This window comes from Lysinibacillus parviboronicapiens (assembly GCF_003049605.2).
In the GTDB taxonomy this organism is placed as follows: Bacteria; Bacillota; Bacilli; order Bacillales_A; family Planococcaceae; genus Lysinibacillus; species Lysinibacillus parviboronicapiens.
The window spans coordinates 4,653,550-4,678,779 of record NZ_CP073713.1 but is presented as its reverse complement, the minus strand read 5'-3'; the positions used below and the strand labels follow the sequence as shown (position 1 = coordinate 4,678,779).

Here is a 25,230-nt window from a genome sequence, read left to right as displayed (position 1 = left end):
TATATTGTCATGTAAAACACACGAAATGATTTCACAGACAGGGTACACTTGGACTATAGAAAGGGGCGCGACTAAGTGGCAGTTTTAATTGGACGTAAAGTTAAAAAAGTTTATGGTAAAAAATCAACGGCTCAGGAAGTATTAAAGGGCATTGATGTAGAAGTTAATAAAGGTGAATTTGTAGGCATTATGGGTCCCTCTGGTTCAGGCAAGACCACATTATTAAATGTTTTGTGTTCGATTGACTTTGCGACTGAGGGCGTTATCGAAATAAATGGTCAAAGTTTACGTGGTATGAAGGAAAAGGCACTGGCTAATTTCCGCCGTGAACAGTTAGGTTTCATTTTCCAAGATTATAATCTACTTGATACTTTAACAGTGAAAGAAAATATTTTATTGCCTTTAGCGATTGGTAAATTACCAAAAGCTGTTGCGGAAAGCCGTGTTAAGGAGCTGACGCATTTATTAGGTATTACAGATATTTTACATAAATATCCGAATGAAATATCAGGAGGCCAAAAGCAACGCACATCTGCTGCGCGTGCCCTTATTACAAATCCATCACTTGTGTTTGCGGATGAACCTACAGGTGCGCTCGATTCCAAATCGGCTACTGCGCTTCTAAAAAACCTACAAAGTATCAATGAAGCAAAAGAGGCGACGATTATGATGGTTACGCACGATGCAGTGGCAGCAAGCTTCTGTACACGTGTTTTGTTTTTAAAGGATGGACTCATTTATAGTGAGCTATATAAAGGTGATAAGACAAGACAGGCATTTTTCCAAGAAATTATGCATACGCAAAGTGTGCTAGGTGGTGACGGTTATGAGTCTTAGTAAACTCGTGTTCCGCAGTATGAAGAAAAATATGAAGCATTATTACTTATATTTCTTCGCACTTATTTTTAGTGTTACACTCTATTTTTCTTTTGTGACATTGCAGAATAATGCTGAAGTGCTAGCTACTGTACAGAAGAGTGGTACAGCAACTGCAGGTTTTGAAGCTGCGACATATATCTTGTACTTTATCATTTTGTTCTTCGTGTTGTATGCTAACCATTTATTTATGAAGCGTCGCAGTAAGGAAGTTGGTTTGTATCAGTTAATAGGAATGACAAAGGGTCTTATTGTACGCTTGTTGGCGGTAGAAAATATTTTATTATTTGTTGGAGCTGTTATTCTAGGCATGACAGCAGGCTTTTTTAGCTCACGTTTCTTCGCGATGGTTTTACTTCGTGTACTAGAAAAAGAAGCACTTGTGACAATGACGTTCAGTACACAGGCTTTACAGCAGTCTATTGTAGTATTCGCGATTCTCTTGGTAATAGTGCTAGCGCAGATGGCATGGATGATTCAACGTGTATCTTTGCTATCGTTATTTAGTGCTTCTAAGCAGGCAGACGAGCGTGTAAAACGTTTCAGTCCACTACAAATGATGATTGGCTTCTTAGGGCTTGTATTAATTGCATATGGATACTATGCATCAACGAAACTATTCGATATTGAGTCCACTGGCAATCTGTTTGTCAATATGATAATTATTTTAGCGTCAACAATTGGTGGGACATTCCTTGTATTCCGCTTTTCAGTTGCGTTTATTATGAATTCAGTTCGCTTAAAGAAAAATGGGCATTTATCTGTGCATGATGTATTAGCATTAACACCGATTATGCACCGTATGAAAAGTAACGCAAAATCATTGACGCTTATTACTGTTTTAACGGGTGTATCACTTGGGGTTACAACATTATCTTATATTGCATATTATTCTTCTGAAGCATCGGCATACAGCCAAGTACCAGGAGATTATATATTACTTGAAGATAACGGGCAGGAATTCTTACAGATGCTAAAGCAAAATAACATTGCCTATAACAAGGTTGATTACAGATTACAGGCCGTAACAGCTTCAGTAGCGCAATTATTACCGAAGGATCAAAAAGATAGTCCCTTTTATAATATGAAAGGTACTATTTATACAGTTCCACTTTCTGATTATCGACAAAGTGTGCCCGAAGCTTCAATGTCAGGAGATGATGTCATCTTAACAAATTATGGTGGTTACATGGCTGAAATGTTCCCGTTGGAAAAGGATCATGATATGGTCGTAACTGTGGGCGAACATGAGGAAACATTTCATGTCATAGATGTGCAAGATAAAAGTATTATCAGTGGCATTGTGACTGCTGGTGGGGGCGGACCAATCTTTGTAGTAACAGACAAATTGTTTGAAAAGCTAGCTAAGTATTCAAATGAATCACAGTGGCATAAACAAACTTCCATTACATTAAAATCAAAAGAAGATTTAGCTTTAGCTGAAAAACTATATACACAATCGGGTGCAGGTGTTATCTCTTCTATAGATAGTGAAGGCGAAACAAAAAGCTACAAGCAAGCCTCTTTTGAGGGTAAGCGCAAAGAGAATATCGAAACCTTGGGAATAACGATATTCACGACGGCTTTCTTAGGCTTAGCCTTTTTAATGACAACAGGAAGTATTTTGTACTTTAAACAAATGTCCGAAGCTGAAGAGGAACGAGGTTCATATACAATTTTAAGAAAGATTGGTTTTGCAGAGCGAGATATAATGAAAGGAATCTATATGAAGCAAGCGTTTAACTTTGGTGTACCTTTGCTCATTGGATTACTTCATAGTTACTTTGCAGTTAAATCGGGTTGGTTTTTATTCGGCACAGAGCTAACGACGCCTCTGTGGATAGCTATGATTTGCTATATAGCACTATACGCTATTTTTGCAGTACTCTCTGTCGGCTATTATAAAAAAGTTATCCGAGAGTCTTTGTAAACAATAATTATATGAAGAAAGTCAAAAAACAGTATGGCAAGCAGATGAATGCTCCATACTGTTTTTTATTGTTGCCCAGGTAAAACACTGGCTCAACTGGACTGAATATTGATATGCCAGACAACTATATATCAAATGGGTGAGAGACTATGCTTGTCCTTATGAATTTTAGAAAAGCACGGTTAAGTATTTGAGAATTGACGGTGACTACGTTAATTGTGTGAAATGTCCGAAAACGTTGTGGTATAGCCTTTTGTGTTGCAATGTTCGTAGAAATTATATATACTAGTAAACGGCTTAAATAAGCGAGAAATATTAGTAGTTAAGAATATCTACAACATTTAAAAGAATTTAGCGAAAAGACTTGCTTATTCTTTTTTTATTGTATATAATGTTGAATGTTGGTCTTTGACTGCGATGAAACGAGAGGTTGCCGACACACCCGGCCGCTTTGCCATGGCGGTGTGTGGGAGAATTTTCGTGGAGAATGTCTAGAAAATAGGCGAGAAGGAGGGAAAATAATGGCAAAACAAAAGATTCGTATTCGTTTAAAAGCGTATGATCACCGTATTTTAGATCAGTCTGCTGAGAAAATTGTGGAAACTGCAAAACGTTCAGGTGCAAGTGTATCAGGTCCGATTCCACTTCCAACTGAGAAGTCTGTGTACACAATTCTTCGTGCTGTTCACAAGTACAAAGATTCTCGTGAGCAATTCGAAATGCGTACGCATAAACGTCTGATCGATATCGTTAACCCAACACCACAAACTGTTGATGCGTTAATGAAACTTGATTTACCATCTGGCGTTGATATCGAAATCAAACTTTAATGGTAAAAACAATATAACATTTTAAAACTTACAGGAGGTGTGACGAATGGCTAAAGGAATCTTAGGTAGAAAAATTGGTATGACTCAAGTTTTCGCTGAAAACGGCGATTTAATCCCGGTAACAGTGATTGAAGCTGCTCCAAACGTAGTTCTTCAAAAGAAAACTGTTGATACAGATGGCTACGAAGCAATCCAAGTTGGTTTCGAAGATAAGCGTGTTAAGCTTTCTAACAAACCAGAACAAGGTCACGTAGCAAAAGCGAATACTGCTCCTAAGCGCTTCATTCGTGAATTCCGCAACGTGAACGTTGAAGAATACGAAGTTGGTCAAGAAGTCAAAGTAGAAATTTTCGCAGAAGGCGATGTAATTGATGTAACAGGTGTTACTAAAGGTAAAGGTTTCCAAGGTGTTATCAAACGCCACGGACAATCTCGTGGTCCTATGGCCCACGGTTCTCGTTACCACCGTCGTCCTGGTTCAATGGGTCCAGTTGCTCCGAACCGCGTATTTAAACAAAAGAAATTACCTGGTCAAATGGGTGGCACTGTAGTTACAATCCAAAACTTAGAAATCGTGAAAGTTGATGCGGAACGTAACTTACTACTTGTTAAAGGTAATGTTCCTGGTTCTAAAAAAGCTCTAGTTACAGTTAAAACTGCAATTAAAGCTAACTAATCACTTCGAGAAAGGAGGAAACAGGAATGACAAAAGTATCTGTACTTAGTCAAACAGGTGCTTCAGTTGGTGAAATCGAGTTAAACGAAGCGATCTTCGGAATCGAGCCAAATGAAGCAGTATTATTCGACGCAGTAGTTGCACAACGCGCTTCTCTACGTCAAGGTAATCATAAGGTTAAAAACCGTTCTGAAGTTGCTGGTGGTGGTCGTAAACCATGGCGTCAAAAAGGAACTGGTCGTGCTCGTCAAGGTTCTATCCGTTCTCCACAATGGCGCGGCGGTGGTATCGTATTCGGTCCAACTCCACGTAGCTACTCTTATAAATTACCTAAAAAAGTTCGTCGTTTAGCTCTTAAATCAGCTTTATCAGCTAAAGTAGTAGAACAAAACTTCTTAGTTCTTGATGCTCTTACTCTAGCAGCACCAAAAACAAAAGAATTCACAAAAATCCTTAAAGATCTTTCTTTAGAGAAAAAATCTTTATTCGTTACTGCTGACCTAGATGAAAACGTAGCATTATCTGCTCGTAACATCCCTGGTGTAACAGTTTTAACTGCAAATGGAATCAACGTTCTTGATCTTTTAGGTCATGAAAAAGTTGTATTCACTAAAGCTGCAGTAGAAAAAGTTGAGGAGGTGCTTGGATAATGGAAGCACGTGATATTTTAAAACGTCCGGTCATTACTGAGCGTTCTTCAGAACTTATGGCAGAGAAAAAGTATACTTTCGAAGTAGACACTCGCGCTAACAAAACTCAAGTAAAAGACGCTGTAGAAGAAATCTTTGGTGTAGAAGTTGAGAAAGTAAACGTTCTTAACTACAAAGGTAAATTCAAACGCGTTGGCCGTTACGGTGGTTACACTAACAAACGTCGTAAAGCGATTGTTAAATTAACTGCGGACAGCAAAGACATCGAATTATTCGAAATGTAATCCTTTAGGGATTTATGATTTGAACAATCAAGAAGGAGGGAAAACACATGGCGATTAAAAAGTATAAACCTACCTCTAATGGTCGTCGTAATATGACGTCATTAGACTTTGCGGAAATTACAACTAACAAGCCTGAGAAATCATTGCTTGAACCAACAAAACGCAAAGCTGGTCGTAACAACCAAGGTAAAATCACTGTTCGTCATCATGGTGGTGGTCATAAGAAGCAATACCGTGTCATCGATTTCAAACGAATTAAAGATGGCATTCCGGCAAAAGTTGCTACTATCGAATATGATCCAAACCGTTCTGCGAATATCGCATTAATCAACTACGCTGATGGAGCAAAAGCTTACATCTTAGCACCAAAAGGTCTAGAGGTTGGTCAAACAATCGTATCTGGTCCAGATGCTGATATTAAAGCAGGTAATGCATTACCATTAGCAAACATTCCAATGGGTACTACAATCCATAACATCGAGTTAAAACCTGGTAAAGGTGGCCAATTAGTACGTTCAGCTGGTACTTCAGCTCAAGTACTTGGTCGTGAAGATAAATACGTTATCGTACGTCTTCAATCAGGTGAAGTACGTTTAGTTCTTGCTACTTGCCGCGCTACAATCGGTCAAGTTGGTAACGAACAACACGAACTTGTAAACATCGGTAAAGCTGGTCGTAGCCGTTGGTTAGGTAAACGCCCAGTAGTTCGTGGTTCTGTAATGAACCCTAACGATCACCCACACGGTGGTGGTGAAGGACGTTCTCCAATCGGACGTAAATCACCAATGACTCCTTGGGGTAAACCAGCTCTTGGTTACAAAACTCGCAAGAAGAAAAACAAATCGGATAAATTTATCATCCGTAGTCGTAAAAAATAAAGTGGTTAAACTACGGTTCTATGTGAGAGCCGTGGTGGAATCACAGAGGGAGGTTCCTACATGGGTCGCAGCTTGAAAAAAGGACCTTTTGTCGATGACCACTTAATGAAAAAAGTGGAAGCACAAGAGGCTTCTGAGAAAAAACAAGTTATTAAAACTTGGTCTCGCCGTTCTACAATTTTCCCGACTTTCATCGGTTTAACGATTGCTGTATATGATGGACGTAAACATGTTCCTGTATACGTTACTGAAGATATGGTAGGCCACAAACTTGGTGAGTTCGCGCCGACACGTACTTACAAAGGTCACGGTGCAGACGACAAGAAAACAAGACGCTAATTTTGAGAGGAGGTAAATCCTAATGACACAAGCTAAAGCTATCGCTCGCACAGTACGCATTGCCCCTCGTAAAGTACGTCTAGTTGTAGACTTAATCCGAGGTAAGCAAGTTGGTGAAGCAGTTGCAATTTTACGTCATACTCCAAAAGCGGCGTCTCCAGTCGTTGAGAAAGTATTAAAATCTGCAGTTGCTAACGCTGAGCACAACTACGATCTTGACATCAACTCTTTAGTAGTTTCTGAAGTATTTGTTGATGAAGGTCCAACATTAAAACGTTTCCGTCCACGTGCACAAGGACGTGCAAGCGCAATTAACAAACGCACAAGCCACATTACTCTAGTGGTATCTGAGAAGAAGGAGGGTTAATCCGTGGGTCAAAAAGTACATCCAATAGGACTGCGCGTTGGTATTATTCGTGACTGGGAGTCAAAATGGTACGCTGAAAAAGACTATGCAACTCTACTTCACGAAGACATCAAAGTGCGTAAATATATTGAAACGGCTCTTAAAGACGCATCAGTTTCTAAAGTTGAAATTGAACGTGCTACAAACCGTGTAAACATTACAATTCACACTGCGAAACCAGGTATGGTAATCGGTAAAGGTGGTACTGAAGTTGAAAACCTTCGTAAATACCTTGGCGATTTAACTGGTAAACGTGTACACATCAACATCATCGAAATCAAACGTGCTGATCTTGACGCTCGTCTAGTAGCCGAAAACATCGCTCGTCAATTAGAAAACCGTGTATCATTCCGTCGTGCGCAAAAGCAAGCGATCCAACGCACAATCCGTGCTGGTGCAAAAGGAATTAAAACACAAGTATCTGGTCGTTTAGGTGGCGCTGATATCGCGCGTGCTGAACACTATAGTGAAGGAACTGTTCCACTTCATACTCTACGTGCTGACATCGACTATGCACACGCAGAAGCTGACACTACTTACGGTAAATTAGGCGTTAAAGTATGGATCTACCGTGGTGAAGTTCTTCCTACGAAGAAATCTGTGGAAGGAGGCAAATAATATGTTATTGCCTAAACGCGTAAAATACCGTCGTGAACACCGCGGAAACATGCGTGGCGAAGCGAAAGGCGGTAAAGAAGTTTCATTCGGCGAGTGGGGCTTACAAGCTCAAACTGCTAGCTGGATTACAAACCGTCAAATCGAATCTGCTCGTATCGCGATGACTCGTTACATGAAACGTGGCGGTAAAGTTTGGATTAAAATCTTCCCACATAAACCTTACACGAAAAAACCTCTAGAAGTCCGCATGGGTTCTGGTAAAGGTTCTCCTGAAGGTTGGGTAGCAGTAGTAAAACCAGGAAAAGTAATGTTCGAAATTGCTGGTGTATCTGAAGAGGTAGCACGCGAAGCACTTCGTTTAGCATCACATAAGCTTCCTGTTAAATGTAAGATCGTAAAACGTCAAGAAACTGGTGGTGAATCTAATGAAAGCTAATGAAATCCGTGACCTTGCCACTTCTGAAATTGAATTAAAAGTGAAATCACTGAAAGAAGAGCTTTTCAACCTTCGCTTCCAATTGGCGACTGGTCAATTAGAAAACACAGCTCGTATTCGCGAAGTGCGTAAAGCAATCGCGCGTATGAAAACTGTTATTCGTGAAAGAGAAATCAGTGAAAATAACTGATAAAGGAGGTTTTCAAGTATGACTGAGCGTAATCAACGCAAAGTTTACACGGGCCGCGTTGTTTCAGATAAAATGGACAAAACTATTACTGTTTTAGTTGAAACTCACAAAAAGCACAAGCTTTACGGTAAACGTGTAAAATACTCTAAAAAGTTTAAGGCTCATGATGAGCAAAACCAAGCGAAAATCGGTGATATCGTACGTATCATGGAAACTCGCCCGCTATCAGCTACTAAACGATTCCGTCTAGTTGAAGTTGTAGAAAAAGCGGTTATTATTTAATAACTATTTCGGAACAACCAATTTCCGAAGGGAGGTAACCTAAGTGATCCAACAAGAAAGTCGTATGAAAGTTGCTGACAACTCAGGTGCACGTGAAGTTCTTACAATTAAAGTGCTTGGTGGCTCTGGCCGTAAAACTGCTAACATCGGTGATATCGTTGTATGTACAGTTAAGAAAGCAACACCAGGTGGCGTTGTCAAGAAGGGTGACGTTGTTAAAGCTGTTATCGTTCGTACTAAATCAGGCGTTCGTCGTAAAGACGGTACGTACATCAAATTTGATGAAAATGCTTGTGTAATTATTCGTGATGACAAATCACCACGCGGAACTCGTATTTTCGGACCTGTTGCACGTGAATTACGTGACAGCAACTTCATGAAAATCGTTTCTCTAGCTCCAGAAGTTCTTTAATTTCATGACAGTGCCAATCAAGGAGGTGCGACAGCATGCATGTAAAAAAAGGTGACAAGGTTAAGGTTATCACTGGTAAAGACAAAGGCAAAGAAGGAGTAATCCTTGCTTCTTTCCCTAAACAAGATCGCGTTCTTGTTGAAGGTGTTAATATCGTGAAAAAACACGTTAAACCTAACCAATTGAATCCACAAGGTGGGATTGTAAGCCAAGAGGCTGCAATTCACGTTTCGAACGTAATGCTAATCGATCCTAAATCTGGCGAGCCGACTCGTGTAGGTTATAAAATCGAAAACGGTAAAAAAGTTCGTGTTGCAAAAAAATCAGGTGCAGTAATCGACTAATTAGTAAATAAAAGAAGGGAGGTACACACATGAGCCGCCTAAAAGAAAAATATTTAAATGAAGTTTCACCTGCTCTTATGAGCAAGTTTGGATATAAATCAGTTATGCAATTGCCGAAAGTTGACAAAATCGTTATCAACATGGGTGTTGGTGATGCTGTTCAAAACTCTAAAGCATTAGATGCAGCTGTAGAAGAATTAACAATTATCACTGGTCAAAAACCAGTTGTAACTAAAGCGAAAAAATCGATCGCTGGTTTCCGTTTACGTGAAGGTATGCCTATCGGTGCTAAAGTTACATTACGCGGTGAGCGTATGTATGAATTCTTGGACAAATTAATTTCAATTTCACTTCCTCGTGTACGTGACTTCCGTGGTGTTTCTAAAAAAGCATTCGATGGTCGCGGTAACTACACTCTAGGTGTTAAAGAGCAATTAATTTTCCCAGAAATCGATTACGATAAAGTTTCAAAAGTACGCGGTATGGACATCGTGATCGTAACGACAGCGAACTCTGACGAAGAAGCTCGCGAGTTATTGACACAATTCGGTATGCCGTTCCAAAAGTAATTAAACAAGGAGGGCGAAAACGTGGCTAAAAAATCTATGATCGTTAAACAACAACGTAAGCAAAAGTTTAAAGTGCAAGAATATACACGTTGTGAACGCTGTGGCCGTCCACACTCTGTATATCGCAAATTTAAACTTTGCCGTATTTGTTTCCGAGAACTTGCATATAAGGGACAAATTCCTGGCGTGAAAAAAGCCAGCTGGTAATCCCCTAATTTGGGAAGGAGGTAAATGTAATGACAATGACTGATCCGATTGCAGATATGCTTACTCGCATTCGTAATGCGAACATGGTTCGTCACGAGAAGTTAGAAGTACCGGCTTCCAACGTGAAAAAAGAAATCGCTGAAATTTTAAAGCGTGAAGGTTTCGTACGTGACGTAGAATACGTGGAAGACAACAAGCAAGGTATTATCCGTATCTTCTTAAAATACGGTAAAGATAACGAGCGTGTTATCACTGGCTTAAAACGTATTTCTAAACCTGGTCTACGTGTATATGCTAAAACAAATGAAGTTCCTAAAGTACTGAACGGTCTTGGTATCGCTTTAGTGTCAACTTCACAAGGTTTATTAACAGATAAAGAAGCTCGCGCTAAACAAGTTGGCGGCGAAGTTCTAGCATACGTTTGGTAATTAGCAATAAATGAATGGAGGTGCAACTAAATGTCTCGTGTAGGTAAAAAAATTATCGAGGTACCAGCTAACGTAACTGTTACTGTTGCAGCTGACAACACTGTTACTGTTAAAGGTCCTAAAGGCGAACTTGTTCGTTCTTTCCACCAAGATATGAAAATTGAGCAAGAAGGTAATGCGATCTCTGTATCTCGTCCTTCTGACTCAAAAGAACACCGCACAAACCACGGTACAACTCGTGCGCTTTTAGCGAACATGGTTACTGGTGTTTCTGCAGGTTTCGAAAAATCATTAGAACTAATCGGTGTCGGTTACCGTGCGCAATTACAAGGAAAAAAACTTGTTCTTAACGTAGGTTACTCTCACCCAGTTGAGTTCACGCCTGAAGATGGTCTAGAAGTAGAAGTTCCTTCTAATACTAAAATCATCGTTAAAGGTATTAGCAAAGAACGCGTTGGCGCTCTTGCATCTAACATCCGTGACGTTCGTCCACCAGAGCCGTACAAAGGTAAAGGTATCCGTTACGAAGGCGAATACGTTCGTCGTAAAGAAGGTAAAACAGGTAAATAATGCTGCGTAAGCATTAGAAAGGAGTGACCCTTGTGATTACGAAACAGGATAAAAATCAAGTTCGTAAAAAACGTCATGCGCGAGTTCGTTCTAAAATTTCGGGTACAGCTGAGCGTCCACGCTTAAACGTATTCCGTTCTAACAAGAACATCTACGCTCAACTTATCGATGACGTAGCAGGCGTAACTATTGTTAGCGCATCTTCTCAAGAAAATGGTTTTGAAGGTGCTGGTAGCAACGTTGAAGCTGCATCAAAAATCGGTGAAACAATCGCGAAACGCGCTGCGGAAAAAAATATTACTGCTATAGTTTTTGACCGTGGTGGTTACTTATATCATGGACGTGTGAAAGCTTTAGCTGAAGCTGCACGTGAGAACGGTTTAGAATTTTAATAAGAAGGAGGGACACATTTCATGAGTCGAATTGACGCAAACAAACTTGGAGAACTTGAAGAACGCGTAGTTACTATTAACCGTGTTGCTAAAGTTGTTAAAGGTGGACGTCGCTTCCGCTTCACAGCACTAGTTGTTGTTGGCGATAGAAACGGTCATGTAGGTTTTGGTACTGGTAAAGCTCAAGAGGTTCCAGATGCTATCCGTAAAGCTGTTGAAGATGCGAAGAAAAACTTAGTAGAAGTGCCACGTGTTGGTGGAACAACTCCACACTTAGTGCTTGGTCGCTTCGGTGCAGGAGAAATCCTAATCAAACCTGCTGCTCCTGGTACAGGGGTTATCGCTGGTGGTCCAGTACGTGCCGTACTAGAACTAGCTGGTATTACTGATATTCTTTCAAAATCACTTGGATCAAACACACCAATCAATATGGTTCGTGCTACTGTTCAAGGTTTAACTGAATTAAAACGCGTAGAGGACGTAGCGAAATTACGTGGTAAATCAGTGGAAGAAATATTAGGATAAGGGGGGAATAATAATGGCTAATAAATTAGAAATCACCCTTACAAAATCTGTGATTGGTTCAAAACCAGCACAACGCAAAACTATTGAAGCTTTAGGTTTACGTAAATTAAACCAAACTGTAGAGAAAGCTGATAATGCAGCAACTCGCGGTATGCTTGATGTAGTAGCTCACTTAGTTACTGTAAAAGAAAACTAATTTTTAATTAACGAACAAGGAGGTGCCATCCAATATGAAACTTCATGAGTTAAAACCAGCAGAAGGTTCCCGTAAAGTACGTAACCGCGTAGGTCGCGGTATCGGTTCTGGTAACGGTAAAACTGCAGGTAGAGGTCATAAAGGTCAAAACTCTCGTTCTGGCGGCGGTGTACGCCCAGGATTCGAAGGTGGTCAAAACCCTTTATTCCGTCGTTTACCGAAACGCGGCTTTACTAACATTAACCGTAAAGAGTACGCGATCGTTAATCTTGACACATTAAACCGTTTCGAAGATGGTGCAGAAGTAACAACTGCATTATTACTTGAAACAGGTCTAGTGAGCAATGAAAAAGCTGGAATTAAAGTTCTTGGAAACGGAACTCTTAACAAAAAGCTTACAGTAAAAGCTCATAAATTCTCAGCTTCGGCTAAAGAAGCAATTGAAAATGCCGGCGGAACTACTGAGGTGATTTAATGTTTCAGACAATCTCTAACTTTATGCGTGTTCGAGATATAAGAAATAAAATCATTTTCACTCTTTTAATGTTAATCGTTTTCCGTATTGGCACATTTATACCAGTACCGAACGTTGACGCTAATGTATTAAAGGCAACTGATGAGTTTAACCTCGTTGGTTTCCTCAATACTTTTGGCGGTGGTGCACTGAGTAACTTCTCTATCTTTGCGATGGGAATTATGCCTTACATCACAGCCTCAATCATTGTTCAGCTTTTGCAAATGGACGTAGTACCGAAATTTGCTGAGTGGGCAAAGCAAGGTGAAGTCGGAAGACGTAAACTTGCACAATTTACTCGTTACTTTACTATTATTCTTGCTTTTATCCAATCATTCGCGATGTCATTTGGTTTTAATAAAATGTATGGTGGATCTTTGATTAAAGAAGAAGGAATTTTAACATATGTTACAATTTCTATTGTATTAACGGCGGGTACAGCATTCCTTGTATGGCTTGCTGAACAAATTACTGCTCATGGTGTTGGTAATGGTATTTCCGTTGTTATCTTCGCAGGTATCGTTGCCGCATTACCTACAGCAGCAAACCAAATTTACGCACAACAAATCGAGGATGCAGGTGATGAACTGTTTGTTAACATCATTGTCCTTGCATTACTTGCTTTAATCTTACTTGCTATTGTAGTTGGTGTTATCTATGTGCAACAAGCACTACGTAAAATTCCAATTCAATATGCTAAACGAGTTACTGGACGTAACCAACAAACAGGTGGTCAACAAACGCACTTACCGTTAAAAGTAAATGCTGCAGGGGTTATTCCGGTAATCTTCTCAGTCGCGTTCATTGTGACACCTCGAACACTAGCTACGTTCTTTGGTCAGAATAATGTAACGTCTTTCATTGAAAACACGTTTGATTATACTAAACCTGTTGGAATGATTATTTACATTGCACTGATCGTCGCGTTCACATATTTCTATGCGTTCGTACAAGTGAACCCAGAGAATGTGGCAGACAACTTAAAAAAACAGGGTGCTTACATTCCAGGTATTCGCCCGGGTGAAAACACTCAAACGTATTTAACAAGCGTGTTATATCGTTTGACATTTGTCGGAGCGATTTTCTTGACTGTTATTGCTGTAATGCCGATTTTATTCATTAATTTGATGAATTTACCTGCCTCGGTGCAGATCGGTGGTACTAGTATTATTATCGTAGTCGGCGTAGCGCTAGAAACGATGAAACAGCTAGAGTCTCAACTTGTTAAACGTCACTACAAAGGCTTTATGAAATAATGTTGGTTTTTAGGGAACGCTCGCTCGTTTCCTGAAATCAGCAAACTTTGTGGGAGGAATATTTCCGTATGAATATCATTTTAATGGGTTTGCCAGGTGCTGGTAAAGGTACACAGGCAGATAAAATTGTTGAGAAGTACGCGATTCCTCATATTTCTACAGGCGATATGTTCCGTGCCGCTATTAAAGACGGTACAGAACTAGGCTTACAGGCTAAATCGTTTATGGATCAAGGTGCTCTAGTACCTGATGAAGTGACGATTGGTATTGTTCGTGAGCGACTTGCAAAACCTGATTGTGAAAAGGGATTCTTATTAGACGGTTTCCCGCGTACTGTTCCTCAAGCTGAAGCTTTAGATGGCATTCTTGCTGATCTTGGCAAAGCGATTGAGCATACGTTAAACATCCAAGTTGAAAAAGAAGAGCTAATTGCTCGTTTAACAGGTCGTCGTATTTGTAAAACTTGCGGAACTTCTTATCACCTAGTTTTCAATCCTCCTGCTGAGGAAGGAAAATGTGATAAAGATGGTGGCGAGCTTTATACACGTGCGGATGATAATCCTGAAACGGTTACAAACCGTCTGGAAGTAAATATGAATCAAGCACAACCTTTACTTGACTTCTATAAAGCTAAAGGTGTGTTAACTAATATAGATGGACAGCAAGATATTAATAAAGTGTTTGCTGATCTTGATGCTCTATTACAGAGCAGCCGCAGCTGATACCCGGCTCCGGGCGCAGAGTACTGCTTCCGCGGGAGGCATGCGGAAGCAACAACGAAACATAATTTTTTTGAGAGTTGCAAAAGCATATTGTGCCCGGTATATATTTCTTTTAAAAAGTGCAACATTACTTTTGAGAGAGTATAATGGGTTTCGTGGAAGCATCTGTGTAACGGGTATGAATATCTCATCCAAGACATTCCGGTATTCGTGTAAACATGGGAGATTCAGTGCCCTTACTGGTTCTGTCTATTCCGTGGATTGTGTGAAGCGAAACCAGACGAGCGTCTTTCTAACATCTCTCATACAATCCAAACATATGTTGAAACGAGGTTGCTTCTATAGTTGCAGCAGATATATCCGTTTGATGTAACGATGAGAACTTTAATTTGCATATAGAGAGGAGACAGAGTAGATGGCGAAAGATGATGTAATTGAAGTCGAAGGGACAGTTGTTGAGACTTTGCCAAACGCGATGTTTAAGGTAGAATTAGAAAATGGACATGTGATTTTAGCACACGTATCTGGTAAGATTCGTATGCACTTTATCCGCATTCTACCTGGAGATAAGGTTACTATTGAGTTATCTCCTTATGATTTAACTCGCGGTCGTATCACATACCGTTTTAAATAATCTTTTGCGCTCCGGACTACTAAGGAGGTTAGGTTAGATGAAAGTGAGACCATCTGTGAAACCGATCTGCGAAAAATGTAAAGTAATTCGCCGACGCGGTAAAGTAATGGTAATCTGTGAAAATCCTAAACACAAACAAAAACAAGGTTGATTCTAAAGGAGGTGCACAACGTACATGGCACGTATTGCTGGTGTTGACATTCCTCGCGACAAACGCGTGGTAATTTCATTAACTTACATTTACGGTATTGGTAAAACTACAGCTCAGAAAGTATTAGCTGATGCAGGTATCTCTGAAGATACACGCGTACGCGACTTAACTGAAGATGAGTTAAACAAAATCCGTGAACAACTTGACTCTTACAAACTTGAAGGTGACTTACGTCGCGAAACTTCATTAAATATTAAACGTCTGATGGAAATCGGTTCATTCCGTGGTATCCGTCACCGTCGTGGTTTACCTGTTCGTGGTCAAAATACGAAGAACAACGCGCGTACGCGTAAAGGTCCTCGTAAAACAGTTGCGAACAAGAAAAAATAATCGGTAAAGGAGGTTCCTTCTTAACATGGCTCGTAAACAACAAACTCGTAAACGTCGTGTGAAAAAGAATATCGAATCTGGTATTGCACACATTCGTTCTACATTTAACAATACAATCGTAACGATTACAGATATGCAAGGTAACGCTGTATCTTGGTCAAGTGCTGGTGCTCTTGGTTTCCGTGGTTCACGTAAATCTACACCATTCGCTGCTCAAATGGCTGCAGAAACTGCTGCTAAAACATCCCTTGAACATGGTCTGAAAACGTTGGAAGTAACTGTTAAAGGTCCTGGTGCTGGTCGTGAAGCTGCAATCCGTGCACTTCAAGCTGCTGGTTTAGAAGTAACTGCTATTAAAGACGTTACTCCAGTTCCTCACAATGGTTGCCGTCCGCCAAAACGTCGTCGCGTGTAATGGGTGCGTCTCATATTGTATGAGAACATCATTTTTTGTACAGACTGTCTTGTGCAGATAAATAACGATACGTCAATGACGATCGAATCTATGATGGAAAGAACCTATACATTCGATGTTTTGAGGGAGGGTAAATGAAATGATCGAAATTGAAAAACCAAAGATTGAAACGGTGGAGATCAGCGAAGATTCCAAATATGGAAAGTTTGTTGTAGAACCGCTTGAACGCGGATATGGAAACACTTTGGGTAATTCTTTACGTCGTATCCTTCTGTCTTCATTACCAGGGGCTGCTGTCACTTCCATTCAGATTGATGGCGTTCTTCACGAATTCTCAACTGTGGAAGGCGTAGTAGAAGATGTGGCTTCAATTATTTTGAACGTAAAAAAACTTGCTCTTAAAATCTACTCTGACGAAGAAAAAGTTATTGAGATTGATGTAAAGGGCGATGGTACAGTTACGGCTGCTGACATTACACATGACAGTGACGTAGAAATTTTAAACCCAGATCTATATATTGCAACAATCGCTAAAAACGGTCATTTACGTATGCGTATGTACGCTCAACGCGGCCGTGGTTACACTCCTGCTGATCAAAACAAACGTGAGGATCTTCCTATCGGCGTGATCCCGATCGACTCTATTTACACTCCAGTATCACGCGTCAATTTCCAAGTGGAAAATACTCGTGTAGGTCAGTCTTCTGACTACGACAAACTTTCTCTTGATGTGTGGACAGATGGTAGCATCGGTCCGAAAGAGGCGATTTCGCTCGGAGCAAAAATTTTAACCGAGCATCTAAACATCTTCGTTGGCATGACAGATGAGGCACAAACTGCTGAAATCATGGTCGAAAAAGAAGAAGATCAAAAAGAAAAAGTTTTAGAGATGACTATTGAAGAACTTGATCTTTCTGTTCGTTCTTATAACTGCTTAAAACGCGCTGGTATTAATACAGTACTAGAACTAGCGAATAAGTCAGAAGACGATATGATGAAAGTCCGTAACCTTGGACGTAAGTCACTTGAAGAAGTAAAAGCGAAGTTAGAAGAGCTTGGTTTAGGATTACGCAAAGAAGACTAAGCGATTTAAACAAACTAACAAGATCAGATATTTTCTATAAAGGAGGGAAACATCCATGGGTTACAGAAAACTTGGTCGTACAAGTTCTCAACGTAAAGCGATGTTACGTGACTTAGCTACTGATTTAATCATCAACGAGCGTATCGAAACTACTGAGGCTCGCGCTAAAGAAGTACGTAAAGCTGTTGAAAAAATGATTACTTTAGGTAAACGCGGAGATTTACATGCACGCCGTCAAGCTGCTGCATTCATCCGTCGTGAACTAGTAACAACTACTGACGAAGAAGGTAACGAAACAACTTCATTTGCGCTTCAAAAGCTATTTGATGATGTTGCACCACGTTATGCAGAACGTCAAGGTGGTTACACTCGTATTCTTAAAGTAGGTCCTCGTCGTGGAGACGGTGCACCTGTTGTTGTGATTGAACTAGTTTAATCATAAGAGAAAACAAGTGGTGAAGAGGGTGGACCACCACCCTCTTTCTTTATAAACGATTTATACGACAAATAATTAAGCTGAGCGTTATGATGAGCGGACACTTTTGTGTAGCGTCTCGTTTAGCTCTCCGCACCTCATTCAAAAAAGATCAAGGGCTTGAGCACCCGTGTTTCTTGTAAATGTAACGACTAGCGCATTTCTATTGAATGAGGTGCGCGCTTTTTTATTATTTTAGGGAAGTATAGGACAGCGCCAATTGATGGTGCTTTTTTTTATCTTCATTCAGCCGAGCAGTCCCATCTATCGATAAGGAGATAAATGTGGATTCGGCCCTTTTTCAGTTGGAGTATAAATGTTACAGATATTGAATTGTGCAAGCCCAATTCAAATGCTGGACGCAAATATACTAAGGTGAATTTGATGGAGACATATGTATTGTGGTGGAATTCATACATAAAACAGTGTAAGTTAGTTAGTAGAGCTGAGCATGTAGAGAGGAGTACTAGAAATGCCCGAAATCTTATCGTTAAATAATGTAACGTTTTCATATACACCTGATGACACAGAAAGTCGCAATGCAGTAGAAGATGTGAGCTTCGCTGTTCAGGAAGGTGAATGGATTGCCATTGTCGGTCATAATGGCTCTGGTAAATCAACAATTGCAAAACTAATGAATGGTTTATTATTCCCGCAACAAGGGGATGTTCGTATATTACGACAAATACTGAGTGAAGATAATTTATGCGAAAGCCGTTCACAAATGGGTATGGTGTTTCAAAACCCTGATAATCAGTTTGTCGGTGCTACGGTGCAAGATGATGTTGCCTTTGCGCTTGAAAATAACGGTGTACCATTTGAAGACATGGTAAAACGTGTACATGCAGCGCTAGAGCAAGTTAAGATGGGTAGTTTTTTAGACCATGAGCCACACCATTTATCGGGTGGGCAAAAGCAACGTGTGGCCATTGCAGGTGCACTCGCGTTAAAACCAAAGTTGTTAATCTTAGATGAAGCTACATCCATGTTAGACCCTCAAGGTCGTGCGGAGGTATTACAAACCGTTCAAACATTACGTGCAGAAACAGGTTTAACAGTTTTATCTATTACGCATGATTTAGAAGAAGCTATGCTTGCGGATCGTGTCCTTTTTATGAATGATGGTAAAAAGTTTGCAGAGGGGACACCAACCGAAATTTTTGCACTTGGGGACAAGCTTGTCGAGTTAGGACTTGACTTACCGTTTGCCATGAAGTTATCAAAGTTATTGCAAAAGGAAGGTGTTCCATTAATGGGACAACATATGACAGAAGAAGAGTTGGTGAATGATTTATGGACATCAAACTTCAACAAGTAAGCTATGCTTATGCACAAGGTACACCCTTCGAAAAACGTGCTTTGTTTGATGTGAATTTTGCTATTCCATCACATACCTATCAAGCGATTATTGGCCATACTGGCTCTGGTAAATCAACAATTCTTCAGCATTTTAATGCACTGTTAAAGCCAACATCCGGTGAAGTACATATCGGAGATCGGGTTGTTGTAGCTGGGAAAAAAGCGAAAGCTTTAAAAGCTGTACGTCAAAAGGTTGGCATTGTTTTTCAATTTCCAGAGCATCAGCTTTTTGAAGAAACAGTATTGAAGGATATTATGTTTGGTCCCATGAATTTTGGGGTGCCAGAGAAGGAGGCTGAAATTCGCGCAAGAGAGCTTGTACGTTTAGTAGGTCTGCCGGAAAACGTTCTTGAAAAGTCACCTTTCGATTTATCAGGTGGGCAAATGCGTCGTGTAGCAATTGCTGGCGTCCTGGCAATAGAGCCAGAAGTCATTGTTTTAGACGAACCAACGGCTGGGCTTGATCCACGTGGACAAAAAGAGATTATGGATATGTTTTATTCGTTGCATCAGGAACGAGGCTTAACGACAATTCTTGTTACTCATAGTATGGAAGATGCTGCGCGCTATGCAGACAATATTGTCATAATGCATGAGGGCAAAAATGTGTTGAGTGGAACCCCACGTGAAATTTTTAAGGATGTTCAGACATTGAAGGAGCTTCGTTTAGAACCGCCTCGTATTGTGCGCTTTCAACATAAAATTGAAAAGATGATGAATTCATCACTATCAAAGGTATGTTTAACAGAAGAGGAGCTAGCAAATGAAATTGCCGGGTTGTTAAGAAAGGAGCGTGCGGAGTCATGATGGAAAAAATGATTTTCGGGCGCTTCCTACCTGGAAATTCCCCTGTGCATAAGCTTGACCCACGATCAAAACTTATATTCGTGTTCGCATTTATCATTATCGTTTTTTTAGCAAATAATACGATAACATATGCAATGTTACTTGCCTTTACTTTATTTATTGTTTTAGTGTCACGTATTCGCTTGTATTTTTTAATAAATGGTTTGAAGCCTGTGCTCTTTTTAATGGCTTTTACGTTCTTACTTCATATTTTTATGACGAAAGAAGGCGATCTATTATTTCACTGGAAGTTTATCTCCGTTTATGAAGAAGGTGTTCGCCAAGGGATATTTATTTCAGTAAGATTCCTTGTTTTAGTGTTTATGACATCGATTTTAACATTAACAACGTCACCAATTTCAATTACAGATGGTATTGAAGTGCTACTAAACCCATTAAAAAAAGTGAAGGTACCTGTACATGAGCTAGCCCTTATGATGTCAATCTCTCTGCGCTTTATTCCGACTTTAATGGATGAGACAGATAAAATTATGAAGGCGCAAATGGCACGTGGTTCGGATTTGTCTTCCGGGCCTATCAAGGATCGTATTAAAGCCGTCGTGCCTCTACTAGTACCACTCTTTGTAAGTGCTTTTAAACGTGCTGAGGATTTGGCAACTGCAATGGAAGTACGAGGTTACCGTGGGGGCGAAGGGCGTACCCGTTATCGTCAGCTGAAGTGGGATATGGGCGATACATTTGCTCTTGTATTATTAGTAGCAATGGCTGTATTACTATTCTTTTATAGAAGTTAAAAGGAGTAACTTTATGCGACGATTAAAAGCAATAATTAGTTATGATGGAACGCAATTTTCTGGCTACCAAGTGCAACCCGGGGAACGTACGGTACAAGCAGAACTTGAGCGAGTACTTGCCATCATGCATAAAGGGGAAAAGGTCAAAGTGACCGCGAGTGGTCGTACGGATGCAAGAGTACATGCTACAGGGCAAGTACTGCATTTTGATACGCCGCTGACTATCCCGGTAGAAAAGTATATGAAAGCACTAAATGTTCAGTTACCAAAGGATATCCGGGTATTAGCAATGGAAGAAGTGGCTGCTGATTTTCATGCGCGCTATAGTGTGGTAGGAAAGCGCTATCGTTATATTTGGTCATGTGAGACTGTTCAAAGTCCATTCCGCAGACATTACACGGTAGAGACAAATGGTCTGAAGCCAGATGTGGCAGCAATGCAGGAGGCGGCAAAGGCGATAATTGGTACGCATGATTTCTCATGCTTCTGTGCGGCCAATACAAGTGTGCAAGATAAGGTGAGAACAGTGAATACACTTCGGTTTGAATGGCATGGAGAAGAGCTACATATGATTATCGAAGGTAGTGGCTTCCTATATAACATGGTGCGCATTATTGCAGGTACTTTATGGGAAGTTGGTATCGGGCGTCGCGATATTATCAATGTGGAAAAGGTTGTAGCATCCATGAATCGCGATAAAGCTGGTAAAACTGCACCAGCACAAGGCTTATATCTTGAAAAAGTCTTCTATTAATGATGTACGTACATGAATTTTATTTAGAGGTAAATAGGAAAATTATTATCCAAAAATGGGTGTAAATACGCCAAGGTAAACCTGGTGATTTCCCCTATACAACATCACCAGGTGTTTAATGAAATTACTTGACTTTAAAAGTCATTCATTATATGATAACAGATGGTATTTTCATTACCACCACAAATAAGCCCCGAAACTTATAGTGTAGTCTAATGAAAAATAACGGTAATCGAATTGATTAGGAGGATATATACATGCGTACAACATTCATGGCTAAAGGTCACGAAGTAGACCGTAAATGGTTAGTAGTTGATGCAGAAGGCCAAACTCTTGGACGTTTAGCTTCTGAAGTAGCTGCAATCTTACGTGGTAAACATAAACCAACATTCACACCAAACGTTGACACAGGTGATCACGTAATCATCATCAACGCTGACAAAATCCATTTAACTGGTAACAAATTAGAGGGTAAACTTTACCGTCACCATACTCAATTTGCGGGTGGTTTAAAAACTCGTACTGCTGGTGAAATGTTAGAAAAGTACCCAACAAAAATGATCGAATTAGCAATCAAAGGGATGCTTCCTAAAAACTCTTTAGGTCGTAAAATGTTTGGTAAACTTAACGTTTACACTGGAACAGAGCACCCACATGCTGCACAAAAACCAGAAGCATATGAGCTTCGCGGATAATATAAATTAAGAGGAGGATATTACTTTGGCACAAGTTCAATACATCGGCACTGGTCGCCGTAAAAGCTCTGTAGCTCGTGTACGTTTAGTACCAGGTACAGGTAAAATTGTTATCAACAAGCGTGAAATCGAAGAATACGTACCATTCGCTGCATTACGTGAAGTAATTAAACAACCATTAGTAGCTACTGAAACTACAGGAAGCTATGATATCCACGTAAACGTTAACGGTGGTGGATACACTGGTCAAGCTGGTGCTGTTCGTCACGGTATCGCTCGTGCTCTACTTCAAGTAGACCCTGATTTCCGTGCTGCACTAAAATCTGCTGGATTACTTACTCGTGATTCACGTATGAAAGAGCGTAAAAAACCAGGTCTACGCGGCGCTCGTCGTGCACCTCAGTTCTCAAAACGTTAATCTACGGATTATTCTTATCAAACTCTCAAGCTTATGCTTGGGAGTTTTTTTTTACTTTGTAGCATAGTTCCATCACTATTTTCGTACACTATATGTAAAAGGGTGGTGGATATGGGTGAAGCGCTGGCTTGCACTAGGAGTGATTATGCTAATGAGTATAGTATTCGTGGCATATGAGACAAATGCTTCGGACCGTAACTTCTTCTTACCAGACCCACTTGGTGGCATGAAAATTGTCATTGATGCGGGGCATGGTGGTGAGGATGGAGGTGCTTCAAAGGGCGAAGTAATTGAAAAGGAAATCACACTTGCTATTGCGCAGCAAGTAGAGAAGCGATTAAAGAAGAAGGGCGCAACGGTCGTGATGACACGAACGAAAAATGGTGATGTGATTGATGAGCACGCGTCATCAGAGCAGTATAGTACATTAAGAGAACGAAAAAAACAGGACATCTTTTTACGCAAGGATATTGTTGAAAAAGAACAACCCAATGTTTTTATTACAATTCACGCGAATGCAATTCCAGAAACAAAATGGCGAGGAGCACAAGTGTTTTATCATAAAGGCGGACATGCTGACGGAGAATTGCTAGCAAAGAGCATTCAACAATCAATCCGTACGAACTTACAAAATACAGATCGAGAAGCACTGTCGATTAAGCAGATTTATTTATTGAAGAAAGTGGAGGTTCCTGCAGCATTAGTTGAGACTGGCTTTATCAGTAATGACGAGGAACGTGCATTACTAGTTGATAAGAAATATCAAGAAAAGATGGCAGATGCCATCGTAGAAGGTATAGAAGATTATCTATTAGCAAAGATTGAATAGAGCACCTGCAACCACGTAAATCAAATCATTATGATATACTAACATTGAGATAATATAAGGGGAGTGTTCGTCGTGATAACAGAACAACAAGTGCGAGAAATATTAGGACAACTACAAGATCCATTTTTACATAAATCATTAGCAGAAACAGATGGAATTACAAATGTTGCAATTAAAGAAGAAAAAAATCATGTCAGTGTGAAAATTGCTATTGCTAAAACAAATACGCCTGAGCAGATGCAACTGCAAATGAAAATTGTTGATGTATTAAAAGAAGCGGGCGCTAACACAGTCGGAATTCGCTTTGAAGAATTACCGACAGAGAAATTACAAAGCTTCCGTGGAACAGCAACAGAGGCAGAAGCTCAAGATATATTATCACCACTTAGCACAGTGCAAGTTATTTCAATTGCTTCTGGTAAGGGTGGTGTAGGGAAATCTACCGTATCAGTTAACTTAGCTGTTGCTTTGGCACGTCTAGGAAAAAAAGTTGGTTTAATTGATGCTGATATATATGGCTTCAGTGTACCAGATATGATGGGTGTTACGGACATGCCGAAAGTAGTCGACAACCGGATATTCCCGGTGGACCGTTTAGGCGTTAAGGTAATCTCAATGGGCTTCTTCGTTGAAAATAATGCACCAATTGTATGGCGTGGACCAATGTTAGGGAAAGTATTAGATCAATTCTTCCGAGATGTAGAGTGGGGAGAGCTTGATTACTTACTATTAGATTTACCTCCAGGTACAGGTGATGTCGCTTTAGATATTCACCAAATGCTACCGTCATCAAAAGAAATTGTAGTGACGACACCACATCCGACAGCAGCTTTCGTAGCAGCGCGTGCGGGGGCTATGGCTTTACAAACAGATCATGAAATTTTAGGTGTGATTGAAAATATGGCGTGGTTCGAGTCGAAATCAGGCGAGCGTGAATTTGTATTCGGACAAGGTGGTGGACCAAAATTAGCAGACGAGTTACGTACAGAGTTACTTGGGCAAATTCCACTGGGTCAACCAGACTGGACAGATGAGGACTTCGCGCCTTCTGTTTATGCAGAGAAGCACAATACTGGACAAATCTATTTAGATATAGCCGCCGAAGTAATAAAAAAATTAAATAAATAAACAAAAACGGATTTCCTCAAAATGCTGGAAATCCGTTTTTCTATAATGTAGAGGATTATTGCTTATTTTTTTGGTCATTTTGAGAACTTCCGCCACTTTCACCGCTTGTCTCTTTCTTCTCTCCACCATCAGCAGATGAACTTCCCTCACCGCTGTTTTTAATGAGCTCCTGCCATTTCGATTGCATAAGGGGACTTTCAATCGTTTCTTTTACGACTTCCTCCATTTGTTTCCGAAGATTGGCGGATTTTAAAATCGTCTCCAACTGCTTTTGCATATCAGGCTGACCAAAGAAAGCCTCCATATCCTTTTGGAAAGTAGGGTCTTTTATAAGTTCCTTCATAATATCCTGCTGTTGCTTTTGCATACTCTTAGCTACAGTCTCTTTAAATTTTGGATCTTCAAAAGTCTTTTTCCAAAAATCCTCTGCTTCTTTTGAAAGTAAAGTTTCCTCTGTTGCCTTCTTTACTTCCTCATGTTCTAATATCAATAATTCACGAAAACTTGGCTCCTCTAAAAGCTGTCGCAATGCCTTTTTACCATCCTCTGTTTGAAGAGAGTCAATCATAATTTTTTTTATTTCATCATAGGACATGGTAGAGGTTTTATCTTGTGCACAGGCAGTAAGGATAAGCATCAGAATTAGTAATAAGGTGAATTTTCGCATTAACATCAGTCCTTTCTATAGATAGACTCTTTCAATTATTGTTCACATTTATGATGACTTTATGTATTGGATGGAATGAGAAATGGCTTTTTTAACAATG

General features: G+C 40.1%; 40 protein-coding genes and 1 pseudogene. 40 read left to right on the top strand and 1 reads right to left on the bottom strand.

What is annotated here, in order from left to right; all coding sequences use genetic code 11:
* Positions 1–75 precede the first annotated feature (75 nt).
* The 40 genes and pseudogenes from C9J31_RS22765 (at position 76) to C9J31_RS22570 (ending at position 24,463) form a co-directional block, all read left to right on the top strand.
* Positions 76–837 carry an ABC transporter ATP-binding protein gene (locus C9J31_RS22765; protein WP_107925084.1) on the top strand — a complete coding sequence of 254 codons (762 nt, stop codon included), beginning with the start codon at positions 76–78 and terminating at the stop codon, positions 835–837.
* Complete coding sequence (locus tag C9J31_RS22760; RefSeq protein ID WP_107950588.1) at positions 827–2,806, top strand: FtsX-like permease family protein; 1,980 nt, start codon at positions 827–829, stop codon at positions 2,804–2,806. Before C9J31_RS22765 ends, C9J31_RS22760 begins: the two co-directional genes overlap by 11 nt.
* Positions 2,807–3,327: 521 nt before the next feature.
* The gene (gene rpsJ / locus C9J31_RS22755; protein WP_004233624.1) at positions 3,328–3,636 is read left to right on the top strand and encodes a 30S ribosomal protein S10; all 309 of its coding nucleotides are present in this window, start codon (positions 3,328–3,330) and stop codon (positions 3,634–3,636) included.
* Between the two features lie 46 nt (positions 3,637–3,682).
* Positions 3,683–4,312 (top strand): 50S ribosomal protein L3, encoded by a 630-nt coding sequence (gene rplC, locus C9J31_RS22750; protein WP_010860605.1) that lies wholly within the window; start codon positions 3,683–3,685, stop codon positions 4,310–4,312.
* Positions 4,313–4,338: 26 nt separating this feature from the next.
* Positions 4,339–4,962: a 50S ribosomal protein L4 gene (gene rplD, locus C9J31_RS22745; protein ID WP_010860604.1), complete on the top strand. Its 624-nt coding sequence runs from the start codon at positions 4,339–4,341 to the stop codon at positions 4,960–4,962.
* Positions 4,962–5,246, top strand: coding sequence for a 50S ribosomal protein L23 (gene rplW, locus C9J31_RS22740; RefSeq protein ID WP_054767903.1), 285 nt, complete (start codon positions 4,962–4,964; stop codon positions 5,244–5,246). Before rplD ends, rplW begins: the two co-directional genes overlap by 1 nt.
* Before the next feature lie 47 nt (positions 5,247–5,293).
* Positions 5,294–6,124 (top strand): 50S ribosomal protein L2, encoded by an 831-nt coding sequence (rplB, locus tag C9J31_RS22735; protein ID WP_054767904.1) that lies wholly within the window; start codon positions 5,294–5,296, stop codon positions 6,122–6,124.
* Positions 6,125–6,184: 60 nt separating this feature from the next.
* A complete protein-coding gene (gene rpsS / locus C9J31_RS22730) occupies positions 6,185–6,463 on the top strand; it encodes a 30S ribosomal protein S19 (RefSeq protein WP_010860601.1) in 279 nt (92 codons plus the stop codon).
* Positions 6,464–6,485: 22 nt separating this feature from the next.
* A complete protein-coding gene (gene rplV / locus C9J31_RS22725; protein ID WP_004233639.1) occupies positions 6,486–6,830 on the top strand; it encodes a 50S ribosomal protein L22 in 345 nt (114 codons plus the stop codon).
* A 3-nt stretch (positions 6,831–6,833) separates the two neighbouring features.
* Positions 6,834–7,487, top strand: coding sequence for a 30S ribosomal protein S3 (gene rpsC / locus C9J31_RS22720; RefSeq protein WP_054767905.1), 654 nt, complete (start codon positions 6,834–6,836; stop codon positions 7,485–7,487).
* 1 nt (position 7,488) lies between these two features.
* On the top strand, positions 7,489–7,923 hold the full coding sequence (rplP, locus tag C9J31_RS22715; protein WP_054767906.1) for a 50S ribosomal protein L16: 435 nt from the start codon (positions 7,489–7,491) through the stop codon (positions 7,921–7,923).
* A complete protein-coding gene (rpmC, locus tag C9J31_RS22710) occupies positions 7,913–8,113 on the top strand; it encodes a 50S ribosomal protein L29 (RefSeq protein WP_010860598.1) in 201 nt (66 codons plus the stop codon). Before rplP ends, rpmC begins: the two co-directional genes overlap by 11 nt.
* 18 nt (positions 8,114–8,131) lie before the next feature.
* On the top strand, positions 8,132–8,395 hold the full coding sequence (gene rpsQ / locus C9J31_RS22705) for a 30S ribosomal protein S17 (protein ID WP_054767907.1): 264 nt from the start codon (positions 8,132–8,134) through the stop codon (positions 8,393–8,395).
* A 43-nt stretch (positions 8,396–8,438) separates the two neighbouring features.
* Positions 8,439–8,807 (top strand): 50S ribosomal protein L14, encoded by a 369-nt coding sequence (rplN, locus tag C9J31_RS22700; protein WP_004233650.1) that lies wholly within the window; start codon positions 8,439–8,441, stop codon positions 8,805–8,807.
* 35 nt (positions 8,808–8,842) lie between these two features.
* Positions 8,843–9,151, top strand: a complete 309-nt coding sequence (gene rplX, locus C9J31_RS22695) for a 50S ribosomal protein L24 (RefSeq protein WP_107925086.1) — start codon at positions 8,843–8,845, stop codon at positions 9,149–9,151.
* A 29-nt stretch (positions 9,152–9,180) separates the two neighbouring features.
* Entirely contained in the window at positions 9,181–9,720 is a 540-nt protein-coding gene (rplE, locus tag C9J31_RS22690; RefSeq protein WP_008181719.1) for a 50S ribosomal protein L5, read from the top strand.
* 21 nt (positions 9,721–9,741) lie between these two features.
* Positions 9,742–9,927: a type Z 30S ribosomal protein S14 gene (locus tag C9J31_RS22685; RefSeq protein ID WP_004233656.1), complete on the top strand. Its 186-nt coding sequence runs from the start codon at positions 9,742–9,744 to the stop codon at positions 9,925–9,927.
* Positions 9,928–9,956: 29 nt separating this feature from the next.
* Complete coding sequence (gene rpsH / locus C9J31_RS22680; protein WP_008181717.1) at positions 9,957–10,355, top strand: 30S ribosomal protein S8; 399 nt, start codon at positions 9,957–9,959, stop codon at positions 10,353–10,355.
* Between the two features lie 30 nt (positions 10,356–10,385).
* Positions 10,386–10,925 carry a 50S ribosomal protein L6 gene (gene rplF / locus C9J31_RS22675; protein WP_054767909.1) on the top strand — a complete coding sequence of 180 codons (540 nt, stop codon included), beginning with the start codon at positions 10,386–10,388 and terminating at the stop codon, positions 10,923–10,925.
* 32 nt (positions 10,926–10,957) lie between these two features.
* The gene (gene rplR / locus C9J31_RS22670; RefSeq protein ID WP_107925087.1) at positions 10,958–11,317 is read left to right on the top strand and encodes a 50S ribosomal protein L18; all 360 of its coding nucleotides are present in this window, start codon (positions 10,958–10,960) and stop codon (positions 11,315–11,317) included.
* Positions 11,318–11,338: 21 nt separating this feature from the next.
* Positions 11,339–11,842 (top strand): 30S ribosomal protein S5, encoded by a 504-nt coding sequence (rpsE, locus tag C9J31_RS22665; RefSeq protein ID WP_008181711.1) that lies wholly within the window; start codon positions 11,339–11,341, stop codon positions 11,840–11,842.
* Positions 11,843–11,855: 13 nt separating this feature from the next.
* Positions 11,856–12,038 (top strand): 50S ribosomal protein L30, encoded by a 183-nt coding sequence (rpmD, locus tag C9J31_RS22660; RefSeq protein ID WP_010860593.1) that lies wholly within the window; start codon positions 11,856–11,858, stop codon positions 12,036–12,038.
* Between the two features lie 34 nt (positions 12,039–12,072).
* Positions 12,073–12,513: a 50S ribosomal protein L15 gene (gene rplO, locus C9J31_RS22655; protein ID WP_010860592.1), complete on the top strand. Its 441-nt coding sequence runs from the start codon at positions 12,073–12,075 to the stop codon at positions 12,511–12,513.
* Positions 12,513–13,808, top strand: coding sequence for a preprotein translocase subunit SecY (secY, locus tag C9J31_RS22650; RefSeq protein WP_107950589.1), 1,296 nt, complete (start codon positions 12,513–12,515; stop codon positions 13,806–13,808). Before rplO ends, secY begins: the two co-directional genes overlap by 1 nt.
* A gap of 68 nt (positions 13,809–13,876) precedes the next feature.
* Positions 13,877–14,530: an adenylate kinase gene (locus tag C9J31_RS22645; RefSeq protein WP_054767911.1), complete on the top strand. Its 654-nt coding sequence runs from the start codon at positions 13,877–13,879 to the stop codon at positions 14,528–14,530.
* Positions 14,531–14,779: 249 nt separating this feature from the next.
* Positions 14,780–14,857 (top strand): annotated as a pseudogene (locus C9J31_RS22640) (type I methionyl aminopeptidase); the annotation flags it as partial.
* Positions 14,858–14,945: 88 nt separating this feature from the next.
* Positions 14,946–15,164, top strand: a complete 219-nt coding sequence (gene infA / locus C9J31_RS22635; RefSeq protein WP_004233690.1) for a translation initiation factor IF-1 — start codon at positions 14,946–14,948, stop codon at positions 15,162–15,164.
* A 37-nt stretch (positions 15,165–15,201) separates the two neighbouring features.
* Positions 15,202–15,315 (top strand): 50S ribosomal protein L36, encoded by a 114-nt coding sequence (rpmJ, locus tag C9J31_RS22630; RefSeq protein ID WP_000868344.1) that lies wholly within the window; start codon positions 15,202–15,204, stop codon positions 15,313–15,315.
* Positions 15,316–15,339: 24 nt separating this feature from the next.
* A complete protein-coding gene (gene rpsM, locus C9J31_RS22625) occupies positions 15,340–15,705 on the top strand; it encodes a 30S ribosomal protein S13 (RefSeq protein WP_049662875.1) in 366 nt (121 codons plus the stop codon).
* Positions 15,706–15,730: 25 nt separating this feature from the next.
* Entirely contained in the window at positions 15,731–16,120 is a 390-nt protein-coding gene (gene rpsK / locus C9J31_RS22620) for a 30S ribosomal protein S11 (RefSeq protein WP_004233731.1), read from the top strand.
* A 139-nt stretch (positions 16,121–16,259) separates the two neighbouring features.
* Positions 16,260–17,204: a DNA-directed RNA polymerase subunit alpha gene (locus C9J31_RS22615; RefSeq protein ID WP_004233733.1), complete on the top strand. Its 945-nt coding sequence runs from the start codon at positions 16,260–16,262 to the stop codon at positions 17,202–17,204.
* A gap of 55 nt (positions 17,205–17,259) precedes the next feature.
* On the top strand, positions 17,260–17,640 hold the full coding sequence (rplQ, locus tag C9J31_RS22610) for a 50S ribosomal protein L17 (protein ID WP_010860588.1): 381 nt from the start codon (positions 17,260–17,262) through the stop codon (positions 17,638–17,640).
* A 511-nt stretch (positions 17,641–18,151) separates the two neighbouring features.
* Positions 18,152–18,997 (top strand): energy-coupling factor ABC transporter ATP-binding protein, encoded by an 846-nt coding sequence (locus C9J31_RS22605; protein WP_107950591.1) that lies wholly within the window; start codon positions 18,152–18,154, stop codon positions 18,995–18,997.
* Positions 18,973–19,845 (top strand): energy-coupling factor ABC transporter ATP-binding protein, encoded by an 873-nt coding sequence (locus C9J31_RS22600; protein ID WP_107950592.1) that lies wholly within the window; start codon positions 18,973–18,975, stop codon positions 19,843–19,845. The genes C9J31_RS22605 and C9J31_RS22600 overlap by 25 nt, the downstream gene beginning before the upstream one ends.
* A complete protein-coding gene (locus tag C9J31_RS22595) occupies positions 19,842–20,639 on the top strand; it encodes an energy-coupling factor transporter transmembrane component T family protein (protein ID WP_107950593.1) in 798 nt (265 codons plus the stop codon). The genes C9J31_RS22600 and C9J31_RS22595 overlap by 4 nt, the downstream gene beginning before the upstream one ends.
* 13 nt (positions 20,640–20,652) lie before the next feature.
* A complete protein-coding gene (truA, locus tag C9J31_RS22590; RefSeq protein WP_054767913.1) occupies positions 20,653–21,393 on the top strand; it encodes a tRNA pseudouridine(38-40) synthase TruA in 741 nt (246 codons plus the stop codon).
* 257 nt (positions 21,394–21,650) lie between these two features.
* Positions 21,651–22,088 (top strand): 50S ribosomal protein L13, encoded by a 438-nt coding sequence (gene rplM, locus C9J31_RS22585; RefSeq protein WP_010860583.1) that lies wholly within the window; start codon positions 21,651–21,653, stop codon positions 22,086–22,088.
* 25 nt (positions 22,089–22,113) lie between these two features.
* Entirely contained in the window at positions 22,114–22,506 is a 393-nt protein-coding gene (gene rpsI / locus C9J31_RS22580) for a 30S ribosomal protein S9 (protein ID WP_004233744.1), read from the top strand.
* Between the two features lie 115 nt (positions 22,507–22,621).
* Complete coding sequence (locus C9J31_RS22575; RefSeq protein ID WP_107950594.1) at positions 22,622–23,335, top strand: N-acetylmuramoyl-L-alanine amidase; 714 nt, start codon at positions 22,622–22,624, stop codon at positions 23,333–23,335.
* Positions 23,336–23,407: 72 nt separating this feature from the next.
* Positions 23,408–24,463 carry a P-loop NTPase gene (locus C9J31_RS22570; RefSeq protein ID WP_107925093.1) on the top strand — a complete coding sequence of 352 codons (1,056 nt, stop codon included), beginning with the start codon at positions 23,408–23,410 and terminating at the stop codon, positions 24,461–24,463.
* Between the two features lie 55 nt (positions 24,464–24,518).
* On the opposite strand, the gene gerD is transcribed toward C9J31_RS22570, so the two are convergent.
* Positions 24,519–25,130, bottom strand: a complete 612-nt coding sequence (gerD, locus tag C9J31_RS22565) for a spore germination lipoprotein GerD (RefSeq protein WP_107950595.1) — start codon at positions 25,128–25,130, stop codon at positions 24,519–24,521.
* Positions 25,131–25,230: the final 100 nt, after the last annotated feature.

Bases quoted from the DNA above. Each gene is read 5' to 3' on its own strand.
- C9J31_RS22760 (WP_107950588.1), top strand. From the start codon at position 827: ATGAGTCTTAGTAAACTCGTGTTCCGCAGTATGAAGAAAAATATGAAG.
- rpsJ (WP_004233624.1), top strand. From the start codon at position 3,328: ATGGCAAAACAAAAGATTCGTATTCGTTTAAAAGCGTATGATCACCGT.
- rplC (WP_010860605.1), top strand. From the start codon at position 3,683: ATGGCTAAAGGAATCTTAGGTAGAAAAATTGGTATGACTCAAGTTTTC.
- rplD (WP_010860604.1), top strand. From the start codon at position 4,339: ATGACAAAAGTATCTGTACTTAGTCAAACAGGTGCTTCAGTTGGTGAA.
- rplW (WP_054767903.1), top strand. From the start codon at position 4,962: ATGGAAGCACGTGATATTTTAAAACGTCCGGTCATTACTGAGCGTTCT.
- rplB (WP_054767904.1), top strand. From the start codon at position 5,294: ATGGCGATTAAAAAGTATAAACCTACCTCTAATGGTCGTCGTAATATG.
- rpsS (WP_010860601.1), top strand. From the start codon at position 6,185: ATGGGTCGCAGCTTGAAAAAAGGACCTTTTGTCGATGACCACTTAATG.
- rplV (WP_004233639.1), top strand. From the start codon at position 6,486: ATGACACAAGCTAAAGCTATCGCTCGCACAGTACGCATTGCCCCTCGT.
- rplP (WP_054767906.1), top strand. From the start codon at position 7,489: ATGTTATTGCCTAAACGCGTAAAATACCGTCGTGAACACCGCGGAAAC.
- rpmC (WP_010860598.1), top strand. From the start codon at position 7,913: ATGAAAGCTAATGAAATCCGTGACCTTGCCACTTCTGAAATTGAATTA.
- rpsQ (WP_054767907.1), top strand. From the start codon at position 8,132: ATGACTGAGCGTAATCAACGCAAAGTTTACACGGGCCGCGTTGTTTCA.
- rplX (WP_107925086.1), top strand. From the start codon at position 8,843: ATGCATGTAAAAAAAGGTGACAAGGTTAAGGTTATCACTGGTAAAGAC.
- rplE (WP_008181719.1), top strand. From the start codon at position 9,181: ATGAGCCGCCTAAAAGAAAAATATTTAAATGAAGTTTCACCTGCTCTT.
- rpsH (WP_008181717.1), top strand. From the start codon at position 9,957: ATGACAATGACTGATCCGATTGCAGATATGCTTACTCGCATTCGTAAT.
- rplF (WP_054767909.1), top strand. From the start codon at position 10,386: ATGTCTCGTGTAGGTAAAAAAATTATCGAGGTACCAGCTAACGTAACT.
- rpsE (WP_008181711.1), top strand. From the start codon at position 11,339: ATGAGTCGAATTGACGCAAACAAACTTGGAGAACTTGAAGAACGCGTA.
- rpmD (WP_010860593.1), top strand. From the start codon at position 11,856: ATGGCTAATAAATTAGAAATCACCCTTACAAAATCTGTGATTGGTTCA.
- rplO (WP_010860592.1), top strand. From the start codon at position 12,073: ATGAAACTTCATGAGTTAAAACCAGCAGAAGGTTCCCGTAAAGTACGT.
- secY (WP_107950589.1), top strand. From the start codon at position 12,513: ATGTTTCAGACAATCTCTAACTTTATGCGTGTTCGAGATATAAGAAAT.
- C9J31_RS22645 (WP_054767911.1), top strand. From the start codon at position 13,877: ATGAATATCATTTTAATGGGTTTGCCAGGTGCTGGTAAAGGTACACAG.
- infA (WP_004233690.1), top strand. From the start codon at position 14,946: ATGGCGAAAGATGATGTAATTGAAGTCGAAGGGACAGTTGTTGAGACT.
- rpmJ (WP_000868344.1), top strand. From the start codon at position 15,202: ATGAAAGTGAGACCATCTGTGAAACCGATCTGCGAAAAATGTAAAGTA.
- rpsM (WP_049662875.1), top strand. From the start codon at position 15,340: ATGGCACGTATTGCTGGTGTTGACATTCCTCGCGACAAACGCGTGGTA.
- rpsK (WP_004233731.1), top strand. From the start codon at position 15,731: ATGGCTCGTAAACAACAAACTCGTAAACGTCGTGTGAAAAAGAATATC.
- C9J31_RS22615 (WP_004233733.1), top strand. From the start codon at position 16,260: ATGATCGAAATTGAAAAACCAAAGATTGAAACGGTGGAGATCAGCGAA.
- rplQ (WP_010860588.1), top strand. From the start codon at position 17,260: ATGGGTTACAGAAAACTTGGTCGTACAAGTTCTCAACGTAAAGCGATG.
- C9J31_RS22605 (WP_107950591.1), top strand. From the start codon at position 18,152: ATGCCCGAAATCTTATCGTTAAATAATGTAACGTTTTCATATACACCT.
- C9J31_RS22600 (WP_107950592.1), top strand. From the start codon at position 18,973: ATGGACATCAAACTTCAACAAGTAAGCTATGCTTATGCACAAGGTACA.
- C9J31_RS22595 (WP_107950593.1), top strand. From the start codon at position 19,842: ATGATGGAAAAAATGATTTTCGGGCGCTTCCTACCTGGAAATTCCCCT.
- truA (WP_054767913.1), top strand. From the start codon at position 20,653: ATGCGACGATTAAAAGCAATAATTAGTTATGATGGAACGCAATTTTCT.
- rplM (WP_010860583.1), top strand. From the start codon at position 21,651: ATGCGTACAACATTCATGGCTAAAGGTCACGAAGTAGACCGTAAATGG.
- gerD (WP_107950595.1), bottom strand. From the start codon at position 25,130: ATGCGAAAATTCACCTTATTACTAATTCTGATGCTTATCCTTACTGCC.